Origin of the sequence: Aeromonas sp. s12 (assembly GCF_040907925.1) — a bacterium.
Classification (GTDB): Bacteria; Pseudomonadota; Gammaproteobacteria; order Enterobacterales; family Aeromonadaceae; genus Aeromonas; species Aeromonas veronii.
This window is the reverse complement of record NZ_JBFOCT010000035.1, coordinates 25,940-45,232: the sequence shown is the minus strand read 5'-3', so window position 1 is coordinate 45,232 and position 19,293 is coordinate 25,940. Positions and strand designations below refer to the sequence as shown.

Genomic DNA, 19,293 nt, shown 5'->3' with positions numbered 1-19,293 from the left:
TGGCGGCGCCATCCCTTCAGGCTCGACCAGCGTCGGGCTTGAGCCACCGCCAGCTTTGCGCCATGATGTCCAGCCCGGCTGACCGCCGGTTTTACTGGACAGTCAATTTCAAGGATCCCCCCATGTTTGAACACGTCGATGCCTATGCTGGCGACCCCATCCTGACGCTAGTCGAGACCTTCCACAAAGACACCCGCGAGCAGAAGGTGAACCTGGGGATCGGCCTCTACTACGACGAGCAGGGGCGCATTCCGCTGCTGCCGTCGGTACAGCAGGCCGAAGCACAGCGTGCCGCCGCCCCGGCCCCGCGCCCCTACCAGCCGATGGAAGGCGCCGCCAACTACCGCACCGCGGTGCAGCACCTGCTGTTCGGTGCCGACCATGAAGCGGTCAAGGCGGGTCGCATCGCCACCATCCAGACCATCGGCGGCTCAGGCGCGCTGAAGATTGGCGCCGATCTGCTCAAGCGCTACTTCCCGACCTCCGAGGTGTGGGTTAGCAATCCGACCTGGGATAACCACAAGGCGATGTTCGAGGGCGCCGGCATCAAGGTGCATGACTACCCCTACTACGATGCGGCCACCGGCGGCGTGCAGTTTGATGCGATGATCGACTGCCTGAGCAGCCTGCCAGCCAAGAGCATCGTGCTGCTGCACCCCTGCTGCCACAACCCGACCGGGGTGGATCTCTCCCGCGCCCAGTGGGACCGGGTGATCACGCTGGTGGTCGAGAAGAACCTGATCCCCTTTATGGATATCGCCTATCAGGGCTTCGGTGACGGACTGGAAGAGGATGCCTACGCCATCCGTGCCATGGTGGCCGCCGGTGTCAGCTTCTTCGTCAGCAACTCGTTTTCCAAGAACCTCTCCTTCTACGGCGAGCGCTGTGGTGGCCTGTCGGTGATCTGCCAGGATGCCGAAGAGGCGAGCCGGGTGCTGGGTCAGATGAAGGCCACCGTGCGTCGCAACTACTCCAGCCCGCCGACCCACGGTGGCCAGATCACCGCGGCGGTGATGAGCCAACCCGAGCTGCACGCCATGTGGGTCGATGAAGTGACCGAGATGCGCACCCGCATCAAGGCGATGCGCCAGAAGCTCTACGAGGTCTTGAGCGCCAAGGTGCCGGGCCGCGATTTCAGCTACTTCATCAACCAGCGCGGCATGTTCAGCTACACCGGCTTCACCCCGGAGCAGGTTGACAGACTGCGCGAAGAGTTCGCCGTCTATCTGGTGCGCTCAGGCCGCATGTGCGTGGCTGGCCTCAACAGCCGCAACGTCGACTATGTGGCTGACGCCATGGCCGCGGTGCTCAAGGGCTAATCCGCATCAGCCCCGCTTTGGCGGGGCTTTTTTGTCTGTTGCGTTCGCAGTCACCTCTTGAGGAGTCTGCTCACCCTCCCCCTGCTGTGAGAGAATGCCAGCAGGTCACGCTGAATCTCCCTGATTCCAAGCCTGTTTATCTTCATCAATTTCAGGAGCCACTATGGATCTGATCGCTCTCTCTAGGCTGGGAGGTCGCCATCTGGTCACCCTGCACCTGCTGCTCGACAACCAGAGCGTCACCCGCACCGCCGAGCGGCTCTGCACCACGCCTTCCACCGTCAGCAAGACCCTCAACCAACTGCGAGATCTGCTGGGGGATCAACTGCTCTACCGTCAGGGCAACCAGCTGTTGCTCACCCCCATGGCCGAGCGACTGGCTCCCACCCTGCATCGACTGCTGGGGGAGCTGAACGGCCTCACTCGCCAGAATGCCTTCAACCCGCAGCAGTGGCAGGGCAGCTTGCGGCTGGGATTGCGCGAGAGCGTGATGACCTGGCCGGTGGGCCCCATTCTGGGTCAGCTGATGCAGGAGGTGCCGGGCATGGTGCCGGAGATCTGGAACAAAGATGAGCAGGGGCTGGAGGCGCTGGCAGCGGGCAAACTCGACTTCGTGATCCTGCCTCATGACCAGAGCCAGCCGTTGCCGCGCCAGCCCGGGCTGGTGTGGGAAACCCTGCGGGAAGAGAAACTGGTCTGCCTGCTGCGCAAAGACCACCCCGCGCTGGCCAAGCCCTGGGATCTCGATGCTTATCTGAGCTGGCGCCATATCGCCATCCGGGATCAGGAGCTGGCCAACCCCTTCTTCGAGCAGAGCCTGGCCCAGCAGCAGGTGCGTCGCCAGATTGGCGCCACCCTGCCCGATTTTGCCAGCGCGGCGGCCCTGCTGCCCCAGACCGATCTGATCCTCACTGCCATCGGTGGCTGGGCGGCCTGCATGGCCAGTCAGCCGGATCTGGTGATGCGTCCGGCACCGTTCGATTACGGCAAGGTGAGTCACAGTCTGGTCTGGTATGGCCCGGCCGGTGATGGCTCGGCCCGTCACTGGTTCCGCCAGCGGATCCTGCAACTGGGTCGCGAATTGATTGAGCCCTGAGCCGGACGACAAGGAGAAGAGATTGATGTTTCACCGCGGCGAAACATCAACGGCAAGTAGGGACTAGGGACGTTTGGTATAGATGGGGCTGGGGAAGGAGGCGACGTTGCTGCCCAGATCCGTGATGCGGGCAGCCCCCTGCTTTTTCACCTGATCGATGCGCAGCACCTGATGCATGGGAATAAGAGTCTGGCGCACATCGGCAAATTCGCTCTTGAGCTTCTCGTGACTGGGATCGACGATAAGCGCCGTGTGGTTATCCCAGACAAAATCGGCGATCTCGATAAAACCAAACAGTTGGCCCTGATTGACTTCGCGCACATACACTTCGTAGCGCTCGCTGTGGCAAATAAACTGAACCCGATATAACGCCTTGCTTTCACTCATGATTATCTGTCATTGAGGGGATAAGAAGATGGCCATTATTCTAGCCGCCGTTCTCGCCCCCTCCAATAGACAGAAATCACAGTTGCGGCCTTTCCATGCCGCACCTCACACCATGACGGTCACCGGATGACGCAACCACTCAGCCCATCAAGGCAGGCAGTGAGACCGGCCCCAATCCCGCTGCACGCAAACGGCTGGCCAGCTGTTCCAGCTCGGTTTGGTGAGCCTCTGGCCATTGCGCCGCCTCTCCCCGTACCCCATGGTGGCGAAAGCCGTTGAGGCGAATGGGCACAGGCCCAAGCTGCTGCAAGAAGGCGGCAAGATCCGCGTCAAGCTCACCACTTGCATCCAGAAAATCGCTCTTGCCCGGCACATGGAGCAGCCGCAGTTCGGTCAGCTTGCCGTGGCGTGCCAGCAGTTGCAGCGATGCCAGCACCCGCTCGCGACCATAGCCGGTCAGGGAGTGATGCACCGAGTCACGCCACCCCTTGAGATCGAGCATGGCGCCGTCGAGCACCGGCAATAGCCGCTGCCAGCCGGTTTCGGCCAGAGAACCGTTGCTGTCGAGCAGGCAAGTGAGATGGGCCAGATCCGGTGTGCCCTTGATGGCAGCAAACAGCGCAACCACAAAGGGGAGCCAGGTGGTCGCCTCACCACCGGAGACGGTAATGCCGGTCAGCAAGGGGCCGTAGCGGCGCAGTAGAGCCAGCACCTCGGCCACCGTCATGGTGGCGGTCTTGGGATTGGCACTACGGGGGCAGGCATCCAGACAAGCGTCGCAATCGGTACAGAGCGCCGCCTGCCATTGTATCTTGCCTTCGCTCAAGGTGAGGGCACCGCTTGGGCAGACCGCAAGGCAGTCACCGCAATCGTCACACAGCCCTATGGTGTGCGGATTGTGGCAGCCGGGGCAACGAAAGTTGCACCCTTGCAGAAACAGCACCAGCCGATTGCCCGGCCCGTCGACACAAGAGAACGGCAGCACCCTGCTCACCAGGGCGCTGCGTGTTGGCAAGGCGTCAGCCATCAGGTTCGAGCTCAATACTCGCCGATGGTCGATTCGTGGGCGACCACCCGCGGTGCCCGCTGACGAATGGCGGTCACTTCACTCGCCTCGGCACCGAGACAGGTGGTCTGCAAGCGCGACCCCTCCTCTGCGAAGCGGGCCACGTCGCTCTTGCGGATCATGTAGCCAGTCACCCGCACCAGATCGCTGTCGGCCACGTTGGCGGTGAACTCGCGCATACCGATAGCGAGCGCCCCTTTGCAGAGCTGCAACAGCGCCTGCGGGTTCTGGCGGATGGTGGGATCCAGCGTCAGGATCTCGCTGATCCCCGAATGGTAATAAGTGTGGTGCGGTGCCAGCGCCAACACATGACTGGCGGGATCCGGCTCATGCCCGTAGGGAATGCGTACCCCGGGGGTGACTGCCACATCGATGCTGAGGCCACCTTGCGAGTGCAGCAGCGCGCGACCACCCCAGGCATGGGTTTGCGGCGTCGCAGTGACATATTCCGAGAGCTGAGCCGAGATGCGATAGCCAAGCTGGTTCGCCTCCTCGCCATGGCCGTAGCGATCCGGCAGATTCTCTTTATCCATCAGGATATTGACCGCTTCCGCCATGCCGTAGATGCCGAACATGGGGACAAAGCGATCCTCATCCAGCAGCTCCTCTTTCACCAGAAAGCTGTCGAAGAAACCGGACTCATCATGGAGGAATGCGGCCCGCGCGTCGATCAGCTGAGAGGCCAAGCGGCAGTAATGGGGCAGCAGGCAACCGAGGAAGTCATCGATCCCCTGACACTGCTCGGCGACCCGCTTGAGGGAGATGCGCACCAGGGTGTTAGCACCACCGGCCTGCGGCAGGGCGTTGTAGCAGCTGACGATGCCAAAACCACGCTGGTCGAAGGTATCGCGGTGGATCGGGTAGTTGGCGATGTGCGGCTTGCTGCACTCGGCGATATTCTTCACCGCCTGCAACAGCAGATCGTCCGGAGTCTGCTCCGGATCGTGGAAGAAGGTGAGGTTCGGCGCCACCTGCTTGAGCTCGTTGTCGATGCGCAGGATCAGGCGGCAGATACGGTTGTCATTCGGCCCGATGTTGACGTGCATGAAGGCGTCCGGCAGCACCCGATCCAGATAGATCCAGAACCCTTTCAGCTTGCGGTAGAGAGTCTCGTCATCCAGTTCGCCGACAAACGGCAACAGCAGATGGTCGAGCCGACCCAGCCAGACCGGCATGCCGGTGACGGAGGGGACATGGTGATAGAGGATGCGCAGGGCATTGAGCGCCTCGTCGAAATCCTGCGGCGCCGTCAGCTCCAGCCAGGCAGAGCCCTGAGTCAGGAATTTTTCATAGTCCGGCAGCACATAACGTGGCTTGTAGGGGGCGTGCCCTTCGAACATGTCGCAGATAAATCCCTGCTCCATCGCCTCGGCGACTGCGGCAGGCAGGTCGGGGTAGGGCAACGCATTCTCGGCGGCCAGCGCCAGTGCGTGGCTCTTCTGGGCGGCGGAGAGATGGGGATCGCGCACGATGCGCTGACAGGTTTCGATCAAAGACATGGGACACTCCTTCACGGATAGACCCCATATCCTCACCATTTGCAGGCTTTTTTTGAAGTGACATTCATGACATGACGGATGTCTAATAATGACATCCATTACACAAGATCACGGCTCGCGCTTCACCAAGGTAAGAGCTCGGCTATGCCTCCCAGCCAGCGCAGCAGAAAGAAGCCCCCCATTCCGCCCACCACCACAACCAGAGTCGGCAGCCGCAACAGGGTCAAGAGCATCACCCACAGGGTGGCAGTCAGGTAGTCAGGATCCCAGTCAAGACCAATCCCCGGCTCGTAGCTAAAGACGATGGGCAACCAGATGGCAGTCAGCACCGACTGGGCCGAGAAGCCGAGAAACGCCCCCATCTCGGCACCCGGCTGATATCGGGTCAACCGAGAAAAGAAGGCGAAGCGGTTGAAAAAGGTGATCAGGGCCAGCAGGCCAATCATCAGCCAGCTCACGCTACCTCCTCATCCGGTGCAGCACATAGCCCACCACCATGCCAGCCAGAGCCGAGACGATGATGTGGATCTCCGCCAGCAGCGGCTTGGTAAGCAACGCTGTGCCGCCGCTCACCAGAGTGGCCGCCACCATGGGCAAGTTTTTCATGGCGGGAATGGTCATGGCGATGAAGGTGGCCGCGATGGCAAAATCCAGCCCCATGCTGTCCAGTCCATCGATGTACTGGCCGGCCGCGATGCCGAGCAGAGTCGCCAGATTCCAGAACAGATAGAAAACGAATCCCGCGATAAGCGCGTAGGCCGGATCAAAGTGGCCGCTGCGCTCACGGTCTTTCAGCGCCACAGCGAACATCTCATCAGTCAGGAAAAAAGCAAGGCTGGCCCGCCAGCGCAGGGAGAGTGGCAATACGTCACGGCGGAAGGTGAAGCCGTAAAGCAGATGCTGGGAAGTGATCACCATGGTGGAGCCCATGATGGGCAGCAGGGGCGTGCCCGCCCCGAACAGGGTCGTGGCCGAGAGCTGGGCGGCTCCGGCGTAGACCAGCAACGACATCAGCTGAGCCTGAAGCGGACTCAGCCCTGCCTGCAACGCCAAAGCGCCACACAGGATCCCCCAGGGGATCACCGAAATGGAGAGCGGGAGCATATCCAGTGTGGCACGCCACCAGAGCATCCCCGTTCGCTCGGGCACGCTCGTTACTGACATCATGTGATCTTCCTTGTCACAGCCAAAGCGAGCCGAAAAAACTAGCACGGGACAACAAGCGCTGTCACGTCATCACTGGCGGGAAATAAAACGCCCGCGGAGTCGCGGGCGTGCACAAGGGGATCAGGGCTCGATGACGATGGGCGTACCCGGGTCAATAGCGTCCCACACCTCATCCAGCTCGTGGTTGAGCATGGCGATGCAGCCATTGGTCCAGTTGGAGGGCTGAACCCTGCGGTTGCCAATGCTGTTGCGCTGGCCGTGGATCATGATCATGCCACCCGGACGAACACCCAGCTCATTGGCGCGCTTGATATCATCCAGGTTCGGATAGTTGATATGGATGGCTTTGTAGTAGCCGGAATTGGTCTTCTTGTAGTCGAGGGTGTAGCGCCCTTCCGGCGTACGCTGATCCCCTTCCTGCTGCTTGTGCCCCTTGGGCGCCGGGCCCAGAGCAATCCAGTAGCGCTTCAGTTCTTTGCCATCCTTCATCAGGGTCAGGCTATAGGTCGACTTCTTGACCACCACCAAATCGGCTTTTTCGGTAAAGGCAAAACTCAATGCGGGCCAAAGCCCCAACAAACACAGTAATACGGCTCTCATTCCATCCCTCGACAAGCCTCTGGTGCGGGCTTTTCTTGTTACCAGATCATCTGAACGATGCCCGCCGAGTGGCGAGCGAGCGCCATGATATTGGATCGCCATCAATACTCAATATGCCCGGCAAAACATATCTTGCCGCAGCCAGGCCATCTTCCTTGAACGCCGTCATTTGATATTGGTAATTAACAGTTAAAACAACAAGATACCAAAAATTATCGCGCTGGCACCCGGGGCAATGATCGGCGAAGATAACACTCCACTCCCCGACAGGATCATGCCATGCGCTCTTCGTGCCGCCTCGCCACCCTGCTGTTCTCGCCACTTCTGCTCTGGCTGCCCGCCAGTGTCGCCGCCGATGCACTCTGGCTGCGCGAGCCCGCCCTCTCCCCCGATGGCAAGCAGCTTGCTTTCACCTGGCAGGGGCGCATTTTTGTCGCCAGTGCCGAGGGTGGCCCCGCTACAGCGCTCACCGGCAGCGACTACCTGAGCCAGCGGCCAATCTGGTCGCCGGATGGCAAACAGCTCGCCTTTGCCGCCAATCTCTACGGCAACGAGGATGTGTTCGTGGTACCCGCCAGCGGCGGCGAGATGGTGCGCCTCACCCGCGATTCGCGCACCGATCTGCCGCAAGCCTTCAGCGCCGATGGCAAACGGCTGCTGCTGAGCAGCCAGCGCCTGGGGGCGCCCGATGCCGACCATTATGTCGCGGAAGGCTACCAATGGGGCGAGCTCTACTGGACCCCGATCAGCGGCGGCACCTTGCAGGCAGATCTGCCGCTGCCTGCGACCCTTGCCCGCCCCCACGGAGAGCGGATCGCCTATCAGATGCCCGCGGCGGATCAACCCTTTCGCAAGCATCAGCACTCGTTCGCGGTGCCCCGTCTCTGGCTGTTTGATGGCAAGCAGCACAAGCAGCTGACCGAAGATCGGGTCGCGGCCACCGATCCGGTCTGGAGCGACAAGGGAGATACCCTCTTTTACCTGAGCGAGCGCAGCGGCGATTTCAACGTCTGGCGCCGGGATCTCGCCAGCGGCAAGGAGCAACAGCTGACCCACTATCAGGGCCATCCGGTACGGGGGCTCAGCGCCTCTCGCAATGGCGATCTGGTCTGGTCATGGCTCGGTGAACTCTATCGCCTCGATGCCGGTAGCAGCGAGCCACGCAAGCTGACCCTCACACCGCAAGTGGCGAGCACGCCGGATGAGGCGAGCGAGGCCCTGACCCTGGCAGACGAAGCGCTGGTCAGCGAAGGGGCGGACGAGCTGATCCTGGTGAGCGAGGGCAACCTGTTTGCCGTTGACCCCGAGCGGGAGCGGGTGCGCCAGCTGACCCGCGACCCGAGCGAGCAATCCAGCCCTCTCTTCGCCGAGCAGGGGCGCGCCCTCATCTATCTGTCGGAGCAGCAGGGGCACGCCGCCCTCTATCGCCTGCGCAAGGGGGACCCTGATCTGCTGTTCAGCGATCCCGGCACTCTGACCGAGAGTCTGCTGCTGGCCATTCCCGACAAGGGGATCAGCCGTCCGGTGCTCTCCCCCGACGGCAAGCAGCTCGTCTTCGTGGTGGATGGCCAGGCCATCCACCTGCTGGATCTGGCGAGCAACAAGCAGCGGGAGCTGGTACCTGCCAGCTTCAACCCCTCGCGCCACGAGGTGCATCTCGCCTTTGCTCCCGACTCCCGCCATCTGGCGCTCACCTTCCGCCCCGATGCGGCAGAGCAGGAGATCGCGGTGATCGACACGGCCAATCCCAAGGCCAAACCGGTCAATGTCAGCCTCAACGGCTATCAGGATGGGCAACCGGGCTGGAGTCAGGATGGCGCCATCCTCTACTGGCAATCGACCCGGTTTGGCGCACTGGGGCCCGATGGCGAGCCCCTCGTCACCAACCTGCTCGGCATTTACAGCAGCCGCGCCGCCAGAGCCGATGCGATTGCCGAACTGGAGCCGCCGAAAGGGGGATACGGCTTTGAGAGCGATCGTCTCAACCATCGAGAAGCGCTGCTGCTGCAACCCACCGGCACCCTGCTCGCCAGCCGCATCATCGGCGACCAGCTGATCTATCTGGTGGAGGAGATGGGGGTCAACAGCGAGAGCGAGATCAAGGGCTACAGCCAGGATCTGCGCAAAGGCAAAACCAGCGAACTGTTTGGCGAGCAGCCCGGCCCAGCGCTGGCAAGCCTCAATCAGCAGGGCACCCTGGCTACCCTGGTGCGAGATGGGGAGATCACCCGGATCCACCTCGACTCCGGCGAGGCCACCAGCGCCCCCTTCGCCTTGCAGCCCACCAGCCGCTGGCAGGAACGCATGACCGCCGCCTTCGATCAGATCGCCCGGCTCACCCGGGACGAGTTCTATCTGGACGATATGAACGGGGTGAACTGGGATAGCTATGTCACCGCTTACCGCCGCCTGCTGCCGGGCATCGGCAACCCGCGGGACTTTGGCAACCTGTTGGCGGAGCTGGCTGGCGAGCTCAATGTCTCCCACACCTGGGGCAGCGGCCCCGCCCCCTTCCCGCGCATGGCGGACGAGACCGCCAGCCTTGGCGGCTACTGGCAGGATGGCGAGCAAGGGGTGATGCTCACCGCCCTGCTCTCTGGCGGCCCGCTGGATCAGGAGAGCGATATCGCCCCGGGCGCCCGCCTGCTCGCCATCAACGGCATCCCGATTGCCAATCTGGCCGAGCTGGATCGGGCCCTCAACCGTCAGGCCGGTGCCCGGCTCGCCCTCACCTTCCAGCAGGAGGGCAACAAGCAAACTGACGAGGTGGTGCTCACCGCCATCGACAAGCAGCAGGAGTACCAGCTGCAACAGGATCGCTGGATTGAGAAACGGCGGGAGCTGGTGGCCAGGCTGAGCGGAGGACGGGTCGGCTACGTCTATCTGCCGGCAATGAATAGCGAGGTCTACGATGCGGTGGTGGCGGATGCCCTCGGCAGACAGCGCAATCGCGATGCGCTGATCGTCGATGTCCGCTTCAACAGCGGTGGCTATCTCGCCAATACCCTGGTGGAGTTTCTGACCGGCAGCGGCAGCGCTAAGGGGATGGCCAGCAGTTGGCCCCGTCAGGGCAAGGGGGAAACCGATGCCGCCACTCGCCAGTGGACCAAGCCTTCGGTGGTGCTGGTCAACGCTGGCAGCTACTCGGAAGGCTCCGCCTTCCCCGAGTACTACCGCACCCTCAAGGTCGGCCCCATCGTCGGCGATCCGGTGCCCGGCACCGGCACCATGGTCTACAGCCACGACTCCAGGCTGATCCCGGGGCTCTCCTACGGCATTCCAACCCTGGGGCTGCGCAAACCGGACGGCACCTTCTACGAGAATCAGGAGCTGATCCCGGATCTGCAAGTGCCTCTCACCCCCGCCGACATGCTGGCCGGGCGTGATCCGCAACTGGAAGCCGCGGTACAGGCCGCCCTCAAGCAGTTGCCCGCCAGCGCCAAATAACGGCGCCCATCGAGCTTAACGAAAGCGAAACAGCTCGCGATGCAGATGCCCGCCCGGCAACAGCCGGGTCAGGGCATCTGCCATCCCCTCCGGCCCGCAAAACCATACCTGCTCGGGTGCATCCTGCGCGATGCGGGCCAGATCCAGCCGCCCGGCCGCCTTGTCCAGATGCAGCTGATAGCACACACCGGTGCGATGACAGAGCTCGGCTAACCGCTGGTGGTAGACGGCGCCCACCAGATCCGGTGCACACTGGATCAGAGTGATCCCCTCGCCGCGCTCGCCACGGGCAGCCATCCCCTCCAGCCAGGCCACAAACGGCGTGATACCGATCCCGGCCCCCAGCCAGAGGGCTCGCCCTCCCCCTTGCGGGGCGATAAAAGCGCCATAGGGGCCGGTCACCACCACCTCATCCCCGATGCGCGCCTCTGCCACCAGCTGGCGGGTATGATCCCCGAGCGCCCGCACCGCGATCACCAGCTGGCGCCGATCCGCTGACACCCGCACCAGGGTAAAGGGGTGCGGCCCCTCCTTGGCGTCAAATTCGAAAAAGGCAAACTGACCCGGGCGGTAATGGGCGAGCGGCCGCTCCAGCTGCATGGTCAGCTCGCAGGTCTGATCCGCCAGCGTCCGCACCGCAATGACCCGGCCCGGATGGCGATCCCGCGCTCCCACTTGTCCCAGCAGGGAGTAGAGGGCCCCGATAGCTCCCAGCCCACCGATCAACCAGATCGATACCCCCACCGGGGTCATGGCCCCAATCTGAGGCAGCAGGCAGAGCCCGTGTCCCCACCCCGCCAGATAGATGAGCGGGGCCATCCGGTGGATCAGCCGAAAACGGCCATAACTCACCAGCGCCAGCAAACTCACCACCACCAGCGCGATTAGCAGATAGAAACTCCACTCGCCCAGGGTATTGCCAAAGGCATGGAGCGAGAAGCCATTACCTGCGCCAGCCCCAGCACCGCTGGCCCCACGCCGCGCGGGACGACTCAGTAAACCTGCCGAGACCGCCCACTTGGGCGCCTCCACCACCAGCCAATGCGCAGTGAGCGCCAATGCGCCGCCGATGGCCGTTTGGCGGTGCCATCGCAACATCCGGTCCAGACCGCCACACCACACCTCCAGCTGCGGCAGACGCAACGCCAGCAACAGCGAAATGGCCATATAGGTCATCCCCAGCAGACCCGTCAGCAGCAACATCTCATGGCGCCAGGACCACACCCCGTTGGCATCCCCCGCATAACCCAGCCACCAGACCCCGACCGCCAGCAGCGGCAACAGCCACCACATCCATTTGTTCGTCATAACATGCTCCCTGGTTCCATTGCTGCAGGGCCTCATCTCCCTGCTGATAGCACCATTACACACCCGTCCGGTCACAAGACTTTGCCAGAGGGGGAAGCTTGTGTGGCAATGTGTGACAAACGGAAACAAAAGAGGGGCCGACTGGCCCCTCGTGATCACCCTTGTTGGCTCGCCCCTCTTCACAGGAGATGGCGCACAATCCACCTCCGCTGTGATTGACGACCTGCCAGAAAAAGGAATCAAATGGGGACTGTATATGTCTGCGGCGAACAACCTGCTGCCCACTCTTCCGGACAAGGAGATCCCCCTTGCTTTCATCCACCGAACAACGCTACTGCCCGAGTTGTCAACGCGAGACCAACCATGTCGTAGTGCTGGTCGACAAATCCTATGGAAAAGAGGTGAAACCAGAGCAAAAGCGCACTGCATTTATCAAAGACTTCATTACCGGCTGGGCCGCCGGCCCCTTTCTGGTCAACATGGATCGCTTTGAACGCCACGCCATCTGTGAAAATTGCGGAAATAAAGTCATTGATGAATCGTGATTAATGAAAAAAGAATGGCAGGAAGGTCGCCCCTCCTGCCAATTGCCTATTCATATCAAGCCTGCCTTCATCACATCACTTACTGCACGCAGCTCAGCTCCTCTCTGACATCTCCAGCAAAGTAGCACCGGGTAATCCACGCCTCGAAATCGGCCAGCATCCGGGTTTCCGACTCGCTGTTGTCGGCGATAAGCTCGGCGCCGTGTACCACGCGGATATGGGCATTGAGCGGGCTTCCCTCGCCAGCCGCGGGGCGCTGCTGGGCGGCGGCCATGCAGGCTTGCGCCTGTTGCCAAGCTTCGGCGGCGCTCAGGTTGCATGCCTCGGCCAGCGGCACGGCACTGAAGCCTTCACCAGTCAGGCTGCGCAAGGTCTCATCATGAGTCATGCCGTTGCCCGGCCCCCAGTAGTGGGCGGCCAGATCCGGCCCGATACGCGGGTTGTCGGTGAGGTAGCCATCACGTTTGAGGAAAAAGGCGCGGGTCTGCTCCACCGCCATCAGCGCCAGCAGGTAGCCGTGATAGGCGCAGGCCGACTCCTGATTAAGGAGGTGCGGAATGGCCAGCAACGGACGCGGGCTCTCGACCCCGAGGATCTTGCGCTCCCACTGGCGGGCCAGCGCCAACACAGCCTCGGGGGTGCGCTCGGCCTCATCCATGGCGTAGAGATCCCACTCGAAGTAGGCCACCAACGCGATCTGGCGCTCGTTAAACGCGCGAAACGGCTGACGCGCTTCAATCATCTCCTTGACGAGGGCATCGGGAACTGACTCTCCCACCGCATTTCTGGCGTAACGTTTCAGCCAGTCGGCATCGTCCAGCAGGCTGTCGCAGAACATCGACTGGGTCTCGGCATAGGCCATGGAGGTGGGCGGAAACTCCTGTGAGAAGCAGGGGGCGTTGCCGGTGACATTGGCAAAATGCGCGGCGTGGCCTCCCTCGTGGAACAGGGTGTTGAGGCCACTCCAGCCGCTGCCCACCTGCGCCGGATCGGCCAGGCTGGTGAAGTTGACCACAGCTGGCACCCACTCCCCCTGTTGGAAGAAGCTCGGTACCGGGCCGTGGCAGAAGCCGTTCTCGTATTTCCCCTCCCGGGTCAGCAAATCCAGCGTCAGGGTCGCCCCGCGATACTGGATGCCGAGCCGGCGGAAGCTCTCGACCCAATCCCGCAGCGCCCGCGAGAAGGGCACGTAAGGATCGAGCTGGCGGGTCACATCGCCGCTCACGCTGTAACGCAGGTTGTGGGGCAGCAGGGCCGCCTCGCCCTTGGCGGCCTTCAGCTCGACCAGACTCTGCTGCAACCGGGCGTCGGTGCGGGCAATAAAGTCGTCGAGGATGGCGAACAGCTGCTCCGGGCTCATCTGCTCGTTCTTGCGCACCTTGTAGTCGAAGTAGTCGCGATAGCCCATGGCGCGGGCAAAGCGGTTGCGGATTGCCACCACCTCGAGAAAACCGTTGCCGACCACCCACTGCTCCAGGGTGTGGAACATGGCGAGCGCGCTCTGGCGCACCGCCTCGTTCGGGCTGGCGGCGAGCGAGGTACTGGCGGCGGACAGGCTGCCTGCGACCTGCTGGCCCTGCTCATCCAGCAGGGTCAGTTTCAGCCCCTTGCGGCGGGCGAACAGCTCCGCCTCGGCGGCTACCAGCTCATCCATCAGGGCGGCAGCGGCGGGATCTTCAATTACATTGCACTCGAAGAAGGCGATCCAGCCTTGCAGACCGCCCTTGAGATCATCCTCGTCGGCCTGCACCAACATCTCCCGCAATGCGGGCAGACGGGCCGGATTGGCACAAAAGGCCTTGTAGGCCTGCTCGGCCGCGGTGAAACCGGCCTGATCGTCGCTGGTGCCCATATAGGTGGACCAGAAGAGATCCTCCTTGCGCCTGTGCACCTGCAGGTAGTCGGCGTTGAGCTGGTTGAAGTAATTCCTGGCAATGGAACTCATAAATTCCCTCTTGTTATGGGGTCACCCGCAGCGGGGCCCACTCCTTTTTTTAGTGAAATGCCAAATGATTCACACTCTTTGGCAAAAATTGCGCAGGGATGCGCATCAACACGCTACCAAAAAGTGGGGGTTGCTGTCTGCTGACTATACTGATGTTAAAACGCTCATTTGAGAAAGGTCGGCAAGAGACTGAAAGTAAATGAGTTGTTAACTCTTACGAACTGGCTGCCGCGGTACAGAGCCACATAAAATCAACAGGGAAATGAGGGTTTAGTCATGTTCAAGCTCGGTGATATTACCGTGAGCCGCAAATTGATTTTGCTGCTCGCACTGGCGTTTGTCGGTTTTGTCTCGCTGCTACTTATCTCGGCCAACGCGCTCCAGCGCAATCTGATGAGCGAGCGAGAGGCGCGGCTCAATGCGGTTCTGGAACAGGCCATGAGCCAGATCCAGTTTCTGGCCAGCACCCTGCCAGCAGAGCAGGCCCAGCAGGAGGCGCGCAAGCTGCTGACCAACACCCGCTTTGATGGCAACAACTATTTATTCGTCATCGACGAGAACCGCACCATGGTGGTTCACCCTATCCGTCCCGAACTGGTCGGCCAGAAGATGGGTGAAGGAAGCGCCGCCACCGCCGGGCAGTTCTGGTATCAGATGGTGGATATCGCCAAAGGGGGCAAACAGGGCACTCTGCAATATGTGTGGGTCGGCCCGTCCGGTGAGACCGCCGACAAGCTCTCCATGGTCTCCGGCTATCAGCCCTGGGGCTGGATCCTCGGTTCCGGCATGCTGCTGCAAGATATTCAGCAGACCATCTGGGCCCAGTACATGAAGATGGGGACCGCCACCGCCATCGTGATCCTGCTGATGGGGCTGCTGGGCTGGCGCATTACGCACTCTATCGTCTCCCCTCTCAGCCAGATCAACCACGCCATGCAGCGGGTCGCCAAGGGGGATCTGGTGGTAAGCATCCCGGTACAGGGCAAGGATGAGCTGGGAGTGGTCGCCCGCTGCACCAACCAGAGTCTCGATGCCATCCGCCACGCCCTACTGGAGGCCAGCCAGGGGGCTCGCAACGTGGCAGATGCCGCCTTGCGCATCGCCGCCTCTGCCGAGCAGACCAATCAGGCGGTCACCAGCCAGCGGGATCAGCTGGCCCAGCTCGCTACCGCCATGAACGAGATGAGCGCCACCATCTCCGATGTGGCCGGACACGCCGAAAATACCGCGCGGGATACCCAGGAAGCGACCGGTGAAGCAGGTCTCGGCAACCGTGACGTTCACGCCAGCGTGCACGGCATCAAGGCGCTGGCCACCGAGGTGGAGCAGGCCACCCAGCAGGTCAACCAGCTCAAAGAGGGGGTAATGCAGATCAGCGAAGTGACCGCCGTCATCAGCGCCATTTCGGAGCAAACCAACCTGCTGGCCCTCAACGCCGCCATCGAGGCAGCCCGTGCCGGTGAGCAGGGCCGCGGTTTTGCCGTGGTGGCCGACGAGGTGCGCCAGCTGGCCAGCCGCACTCGCCAGTCTACCGAAGAGATCCAGAGTACCATTGCCCAGCTGCAGCAACGGGCCGTCACCGCCGCCAACGCCATGGATACCAGCCGCAAACTGGCAGAGAGCAGCGTCAACCAATCCCAGCAGGCGGGGCAAGATCTCACCCTGATCGTCAACCACATCCAGCATGTAAGCGACATGGCGACCCAGATCGCTACCGCCGCCGAGCAGCAGAGCATGGTGGCCGAGGATATGAACCGCAACGTCAGCGGCATCAACGACTCGGCGCTGGAGATGTCCCAGTCCGCCTCGCAACTGGCGCAGGAGAGCGAGCTGCTGGCCGGTCTCTCCCGCAGCCTGGATGAGCGGCTTGCGGTGTTCAAACTGGGCAAGGAGCCCTCCACTGCGCCGATGATGGCGCCCCTGTCTCCCCCCTCCGGAGAACAGCGCCCCCGTCATTGAGGGCGTCAACCCGTGTCGCCTTGTCACCCGACCTGCCAGCCAAGCTGGCAGGTTTTTTTACGCCGCCAACACGCAATCAGCATGCATCTTATCGGCATATTCAACGTTAATCGGCGCCATTCACAGATAAGAGAACAATTTAAAAACAGTCAGTTAGAATAATTTTCGCGCCATGGGATGATGCATTTAAACATTCAACTTCAAATAACGAATCAATGCAGTGCACAATGCTGATGGCCGAACATTTGGCCCATCACTAATCATCTAGTCATTTGGCAAACTGACCGAAAGGTCGGGACGCAAAGCCTCCGGTCTACAGACGTTTTGTCCAGGATAGCGGGGTTGCCACACGCAAGTGTGTATCGGGGAATCCCCGGCCAACTGACTGCCCACATCTGTCGAACAGAGGAATGTATGGCAGCAAAAATCCAACTCAATCACATCGCAGCGGTGCTGGCTCTGCTGGCCAGCGGCAGCGCCCTGGCTCATGGCTACATCAGCCAGCCAGAGAGCCGCAACTATCTGTGCAAAACCGGCGGCAACAGCCAGTGTGGTGGCGTGCAGTGGGAACCCCAGAGCGTGGAAGGCCCTTCCGGCTTCCCGCAGAGCGGCCCGCAGGATGGTCAAATCGCCTCGGCGGGCAGCCCGCGCTGGAGCGAGCTGAACATCCAGACCAGCGACCGCTGGACCAAGCGTGAAGTACAGCCCGGCCCCTTCGCCATCAGCTGGACCTTCACCGCAAACCACGTCACCCGCAACTGGCGCTACTACCTCACCAAGCAGGACTGGAACCCCAACCAGCCGCTCACCCGCGCCTCGTTCGATCTGCCCCCCTTCTGCGTCATCGACGGCAACATGGTGCAGCCGCCCAAGCAGGTAACCCACAACTGCATCCTGCCGGAGCGCACCGGTTATCAGTTGATCCTCGGCGTGTGGGAAGTGGGCGACACCAGCAACAGCTTCTACAACATCATCGACGCCAAGTTCAAAGATGGCAGCCAGCCGCCGCTGGAGTGGAGTCAGGCCGGCACCATCTACCCCTCCATCGACCTCGCGGCAGGTGACAAGGCAATGACCCGGGTATTCGATGCCAACGGCGAGCGCCCCGATCTGCAGACCGTGCTGACCATCACCACTGCCGAGCAGGGCCAGAAGAACAACTGGGCTCATGCCCTCGCCAGCAAGATCAACGCCGAGCAGAGCCTGATCCGCGCCGGCCAGCAAGGAGCCGATGGCCAGTTCAATCCGATTTACGGCATGAACCCCGTCTATCTGAAGCGAAACAGCAAACTGGAGCGAGTCGAGATTGATCTGCAACAGCTGCAGCCGCCGGTAGTGGACAGCATCAGCGTCAGCGGTCTGGCCAGCGACTATGTGCTGGACAACGGCAAGGCAACCCTCGATTTCACCGTCACCGCACAGGGCGATCTGGCCGTCACCAACACCCTCTATGACCACGGCGGCGTCGCCAAGGGTGAAAGCAGTGCCGACATCAGGGACAGCAGCCACTCCTTTACCATGGCGCTGGAAGGGCTCAAGGCAGGTCACCACCAGCTGGTGATCAAGGCCACCCAGAAAGCGGGTGGCGAGACCATCCAGCAGACCATGGACCTGATGTTCAAGGAGCAGAGCAGCGGCGAATACGACTTCGTCTTCCCGAACTCGCTCAAATCCTATGCCGCCGGCACAAAGGTGCAGCAGCCGAAAAATGGCAAGGTCTATCAGTGCAAGCCCTTCCCCTACAGCGGCTACTGCCAGCAGTGGACCACCACCGCCACCCAGTACGAGCCGGGCATCGGCTCCCACTGGCAGATGGCGTGGGATGAAGTGAAGTAACTCGCCACCGGATAGCAAAAGGGGGGCCATTTGCTCCCCTTTTGCTATCTCTTCTCATTCAAATCTGGAAGTCGAGGGCGGGTTCGCTGCCCATGGCGCGGGCCTGAATATCCGCCAGCGCCAGCTCGGGGTTGCAGAGCTGGATAAACTGCCAGGCAAAGTTGTGCTGGAACTGCCCCTGCTTGAGGCCAATCCAGGCGGTGTGGGGGGCAAACAGATGGCTGCCATCAAGCTGTACCAGCCCCTGATCGCGCTGTGCGTCGAACGCCATGTCGGCCAGTATGCCGACCCCCATCTCCAGCTCGACATAGGTCTTGATGACATCGGAGTCCTGCGCCGTCAGCAGGATCTGCGGTTCAATGCCAGCTGCAGCAAAGGCTTCATCCACCCGCACCCGCCCGGTCAACCCGGCTTGATAGGTGACGATGGGCCAGTTGGCCAGCGCCGCCAGCGTCAGATCCCGCTCGCCAGCCAGCGGATGTTGCTCGGGCACCACGATATTGTGGTGCCAGCGGTAGTAGGGGAATGCCACCACCCCTTCGCTCTTGTCGAGCTGCTCGCTGCTGATGCCGATATCCACCTCGCCGGTCTGCACCAGCCGCACTATCTCCTCCGGGCTGCCCTGACGCAGCTCTAGCTGTACCAGCGGGAACTGCTCGCGAAACGCCTTCACCACCCGCGGCAAGGCATAGCGCGCCTGGGTATGGGTGGTCGCCACCAGCAAACGGCCCGAGTCGCGGTTGGCAAAGGTGCTGGCCAGTTTGCGGATGTTGTTGGCGTCATTGAGAATGCGCTCGGCAATCACCAGCAACTCCTTGCCCGGCTCGGTCATACCGAGCAACCGCTTGCCGTAGCGGATAAACAGCTCTATCCCCAGCTCCTCTTCCAGCTCGCGGATATGGCGACTCACCCCGGATTGCGAGGTAAAAAGGGCGTTGGCCACCTCGGTCAGGTTGTAATCTCGCCGCGCTGCCTCCCGGATAATGCGTAACTGCTGAAAATTCACCTTGTCGCCTCCTGCGAAGAGTGGGCGACACAAGCTACTCGCCCCTCTCATTTTTGTTATTTGGCCGGGATCATGCCCGGCTGACAGCCTGAACCGGGCGGCCACACCGCCCG

The 19,293-nt window shown here is 61.8% G+C and carries 15 protein-coding genes and 1 riboswitch; of the genes, 6 read left to right on the top strand and 9 right to left on the bottom strand.

Going from position 1 to position 19,293, the window contains the following annotated elements; translation table 11 throughout:
* Positions 1-122: 122 nt before the first annotated feature.
* Together AB5Y67_RS17515 and AB5Y67_RS17510 are read left to right on the top strand one after the other, a co-directional pair.
* Positions 123-1,319 (top strand): amino acid aminotransferase, encoded by a 1,197-nt coding sequence (locus tag AB5Y67_RS17515; protein ID WP_199428109.1) that lies wholly within the window; start codon positions 123-125, stop codon positions 1,317-1,319.
* A 163-nt stretch (positions 1,320-1,482) separates the two neighbouring features.
* Entirely contained in the window at positions 1,483-2,415 is a 933-nt protein-coding gene (locus AB5Y67_RS17510; RefSeq protein WP_042053292.1) for a LysR family transcriptional regulator, read from the top strand.
* Between the two features lie 63 nt (positions 2,416-2,478).
* Here AB5Y67_RS17510 and AB5Y67_RS17505 read toward each other — a convergent pair whose 3' ends face one another.
* From AB5Y67_RS17505 to AB5Y67_RS17480, 6 genes are all read right to left on the bottom strand, one after another.
* Positions 2,479-2,802, bottom strand: a complete 324-nt coding sequence (locus AB5Y67_RS17505) for a DUF1820 family protein (protein ID WP_005340296.1) — start codon at positions 2,800-2,802, stop codon at positions 2,479-2,481.
* A gap of 139 nt (positions 2,803-2,941) precedes the next feature.
* A complete protein-coding gene (locus AB5Y67_RS17500) occupies positions 2,942-3,829 on the bottom strand; it encodes a YjjW family glycine radical enzyme activase (protein WP_199428108.1) in 888 nt (295 codons plus the stop codon).
* An 11-nt stretch (positions 3,830-3,840) separates the two neighbouring features.
* A complete protein-coding gene (locus AB5Y67_RS17495; RefSeq protein ID WP_199428107.1) occupies positions 3,841-5,367 on the bottom strand; it encodes a YjjI family glycine radical enzyme in 1,527 nt (508 codons plus the stop codon).
* 122 nt (positions 5,368-5,489) lie between these two features.
* The gene (locus AB5Y67_RS17490; protein ID WP_005340292.1) at positions 5,490-5,825 is read right to left on the bottom strand and encodes an AzlD domain-containing protein; all 336 of its coding nucleotides are present in this window, start codon (positions 5,823-5,825) and stop codon (positions 5,490-5,492) included.
* Position 5,826: 1 nt separating this feature from the next.
* Complete coding sequence (locus AB5Y67_RS17485; protein WP_005348822.1) at positions 5,827-6,534, bottom strand: AzlC family ABC transporter permease; 708 nt, start codon at positions 6,532-6,534, stop codon at positions 5,827-5,829.
* Positions 6,535-6,654: 120 nt separating this feature from the next.
* Complete coding sequence (locus tag AB5Y67_RS17480) at positions 6,655-7,134, bottom strand: murein L,D-transpeptidase family protein (protein WP_042084254.1); 480 nt, start codon at positions 7,132-7,134, stop codon at positions 6,655-6,657.
* Positions 7,135-7,413: 279 nt separating this feature from the next.
* Between AB5Y67_RS17480 and AB5Y67_RS17475 the strand changes: the two genes are divergently transcribed.
* The gene (locus tag AB5Y67_RS17475) at positions 7,414-10,581 is read left to right on the top strand and encodes a S41 family peptidase (protein WP_199428106.1); all 3,168 of its coding nucleotides are present in this window, start codon (positions 7,414-7,416) and stop codon (positions 10,579-10,581) included.
* A 15-nt stretch (positions 10,582-10,596) separates the two neighbouring features.
* Here the strand turns inward: AB5Y67_RS17475 and AB5Y67_RS17470 are convergent, their stop codons facing one another.
* Positions 10,597-11,889, bottom strand: a complete 1,293-nt coding sequence (locus tag AB5Y67_RS17470) for a ferric reductase-like transmembrane domain-containing protein (protein WP_199428105.1) — start codon at positions 11,887-11,889, stop codon at positions 10,597-10,599.
* A 308-nt stretch (positions 11,890-12,197) separates the two neighbouring features.
* On the opposite strand from AB5Y67_RS17470, the gene AB5Y67_RS17465 reads away from it, so the two are divergent.
* A complete protein-coding gene (locus tag AB5Y67_RS17465; RefSeq protein ID WP_199428104.1) occupies positions 12,198-12,434 on the top strand; it encodes a hypothetical protein in 237 nt (78 codons plus the stop codon).
* Between the two features lie 79 nt (positions 12,435-12,513).
* Here the strand turns inward: AB5Y67_RS17465 and AB5Y67_RS17460 are convergent, their stop codons facing one another.
* Positions 12,514-14,379 carry a M3 family metallopeptidase gene (locus AB5Y67_RS17460; protein ID WP_199428103.1) on the bottom strand — a complete coding sequence of 622 codons (1,866 nt, stop codon included), beginning with the start codon at positions 14,377-14,379 and terminating at the stop codon, positions 12,514-12,516.
* Between the two features lie 276 nt (positions 14,380-14,655).
* Between AB5Y67_RS17460 and AB5Y67_RS17455 the strand changes: the two genes are divergently transcribed.
* Positions 14,656-16,338 (top strand): methyl-accepting chemotaxis protein, encoded by a 1,683-nt coding sequence (locus AB5Y67_RS17455; RefSeq protein ID WP_199428102.1) that lies wholly within the window; start codon positions 14,656-14,658, stop codon positions 16,336-16,338.
* Between the two features lie 264 nt (positions 16,339-16,602).
* A riboswitch (cyclic di-GMP riboswitch) is annotated at positions 16,603-16,688 on the top strand.
* 64 nt (positions 16,689-16,752) lie between these two features.
* Positions 16,753-18,174: an N-acetylglucosamine-binding protein GbpA gene (gene gbpA / locus AB5Y67_RS17450; RefSeq protein ID WP_199428101.1), complete on the top strand. Its 1,422-nt coding sequence runs from the start codon at positions 16,753-16,755 to the stop codon at positions 18,172-18,174.
* 58 nt (positions 18,175-18,232) lie between these two features.
* Here the strand turns inward: gbpA and cbl are convergent, their stop codons facing one another.
* Positions 18,233-19,180, bottom strand: coding sequence for an HTH-type transcriptional regulator Cbl (gene cbl, locus AB5Y67_RS17445; RefSeq protein ID WP_040067353.1), 948 nt, complete (start codon positions 19,178-19,180; stop codon positions 18,233-18,235).
* Between the last annotated feature and the right edge of the window lie 113 nt (positions 19,181-19,293).

What these genes read in the sequence shown, in the direction of transcription:
- AB5Y67_RS17460 (WP_199428103.1), bottom strand. Translation starts at nt 14,379, where the DNA reads ATGAGTTCCATTGCCAGGAATTACTTCAACCAGCTCAACGCCGACTAC.
- AB5Y67_RS17500 (WP_199428108.1), bottom strand. Translation starts at nt 3,829, where the DNA reads ATGGCTGACGCCTTGCCAACACGCAGCGCCCTGGTGAGCAGGGTGCTG.
- AB5Y67_RS17455 (WP_199428102.1), top strand. Translation starts at nt 14,656, where the DNA reads ATGTTCAAGCTCGGTGATATTACCGTGAGCCGCAAATTGATTTTGCTG.
- AB5Y67_RS17510 (WP_042053292.1), top strand. Translation starts at nt 1,483, where the DNA reads ATGGATCTGATCGCTCTCTCTAGGCTGGGAGGTCGCCATCTGGTCACC.
- gbpA (WP_199428101.1), top strand. Translation starts at nt 16,753, where the DNA reads ATGGCAGCAAAAATCCAACTCAATCACATCGCAGCGGTGCTGGCTCTG.
- AB5Y67_RS17515 (WP_199428109.1), top strand. Translation starts at nt 123, where the DNA reads ATGTTTGAACACGTCGATGCCTATGCTGGCGACCCCATCCTGACGCTA.
- AB5Y67_RS17485 (WP_005348822.1), bottom strand. Translation starts at nt 6,534, where the DNA reads ATGATGTCAGTAACGAGCGTGCCCGAGCGAACGGGGATGCTCTGGTGG.
- AB5Y67_RS17475 (WP_199428106.1), top strand. Translation starts at nt 7,414, where the DNA reads ATGCGCTCTTCGTGCCGCCTCGCCACCCTGCTGTTCTCGCCACTTCTG.
- AB5Y67_RS17495 (WP_199428107.1), bottom strand. Translation starts at nt 5,367, where the DNA reads ATGTCTTTGATCGAAACCTGTCAGCGCATCGTGCGCGATCCCCATCTC.
- AB5Y67_RS17470 (WP_199428105.1), bottom strand. Translation starts at nt 11,889, where the DNA reads ATGACGAACAAATGGATGTGGTGGCTGTTGCCGCTGCTGGCGGTCGGG.
- AB5Y67_RS17505 (WP_005340296.1), bottom strand. Translation starts at nt 2,802, where the DNA reads ATGAGTGAAAGCAAGGCGTTATATCGGGTTCAGTTTATTTGCCACAGC.
- AB5Y67_RS17480 (WP_042084254.1), bottom strand. Translation starts at nt 7,134, where the DNA reads ATGAGAGCCGTATTACTGTGTTTGTTGGGGCTTTGGCCCGCATTGAGT.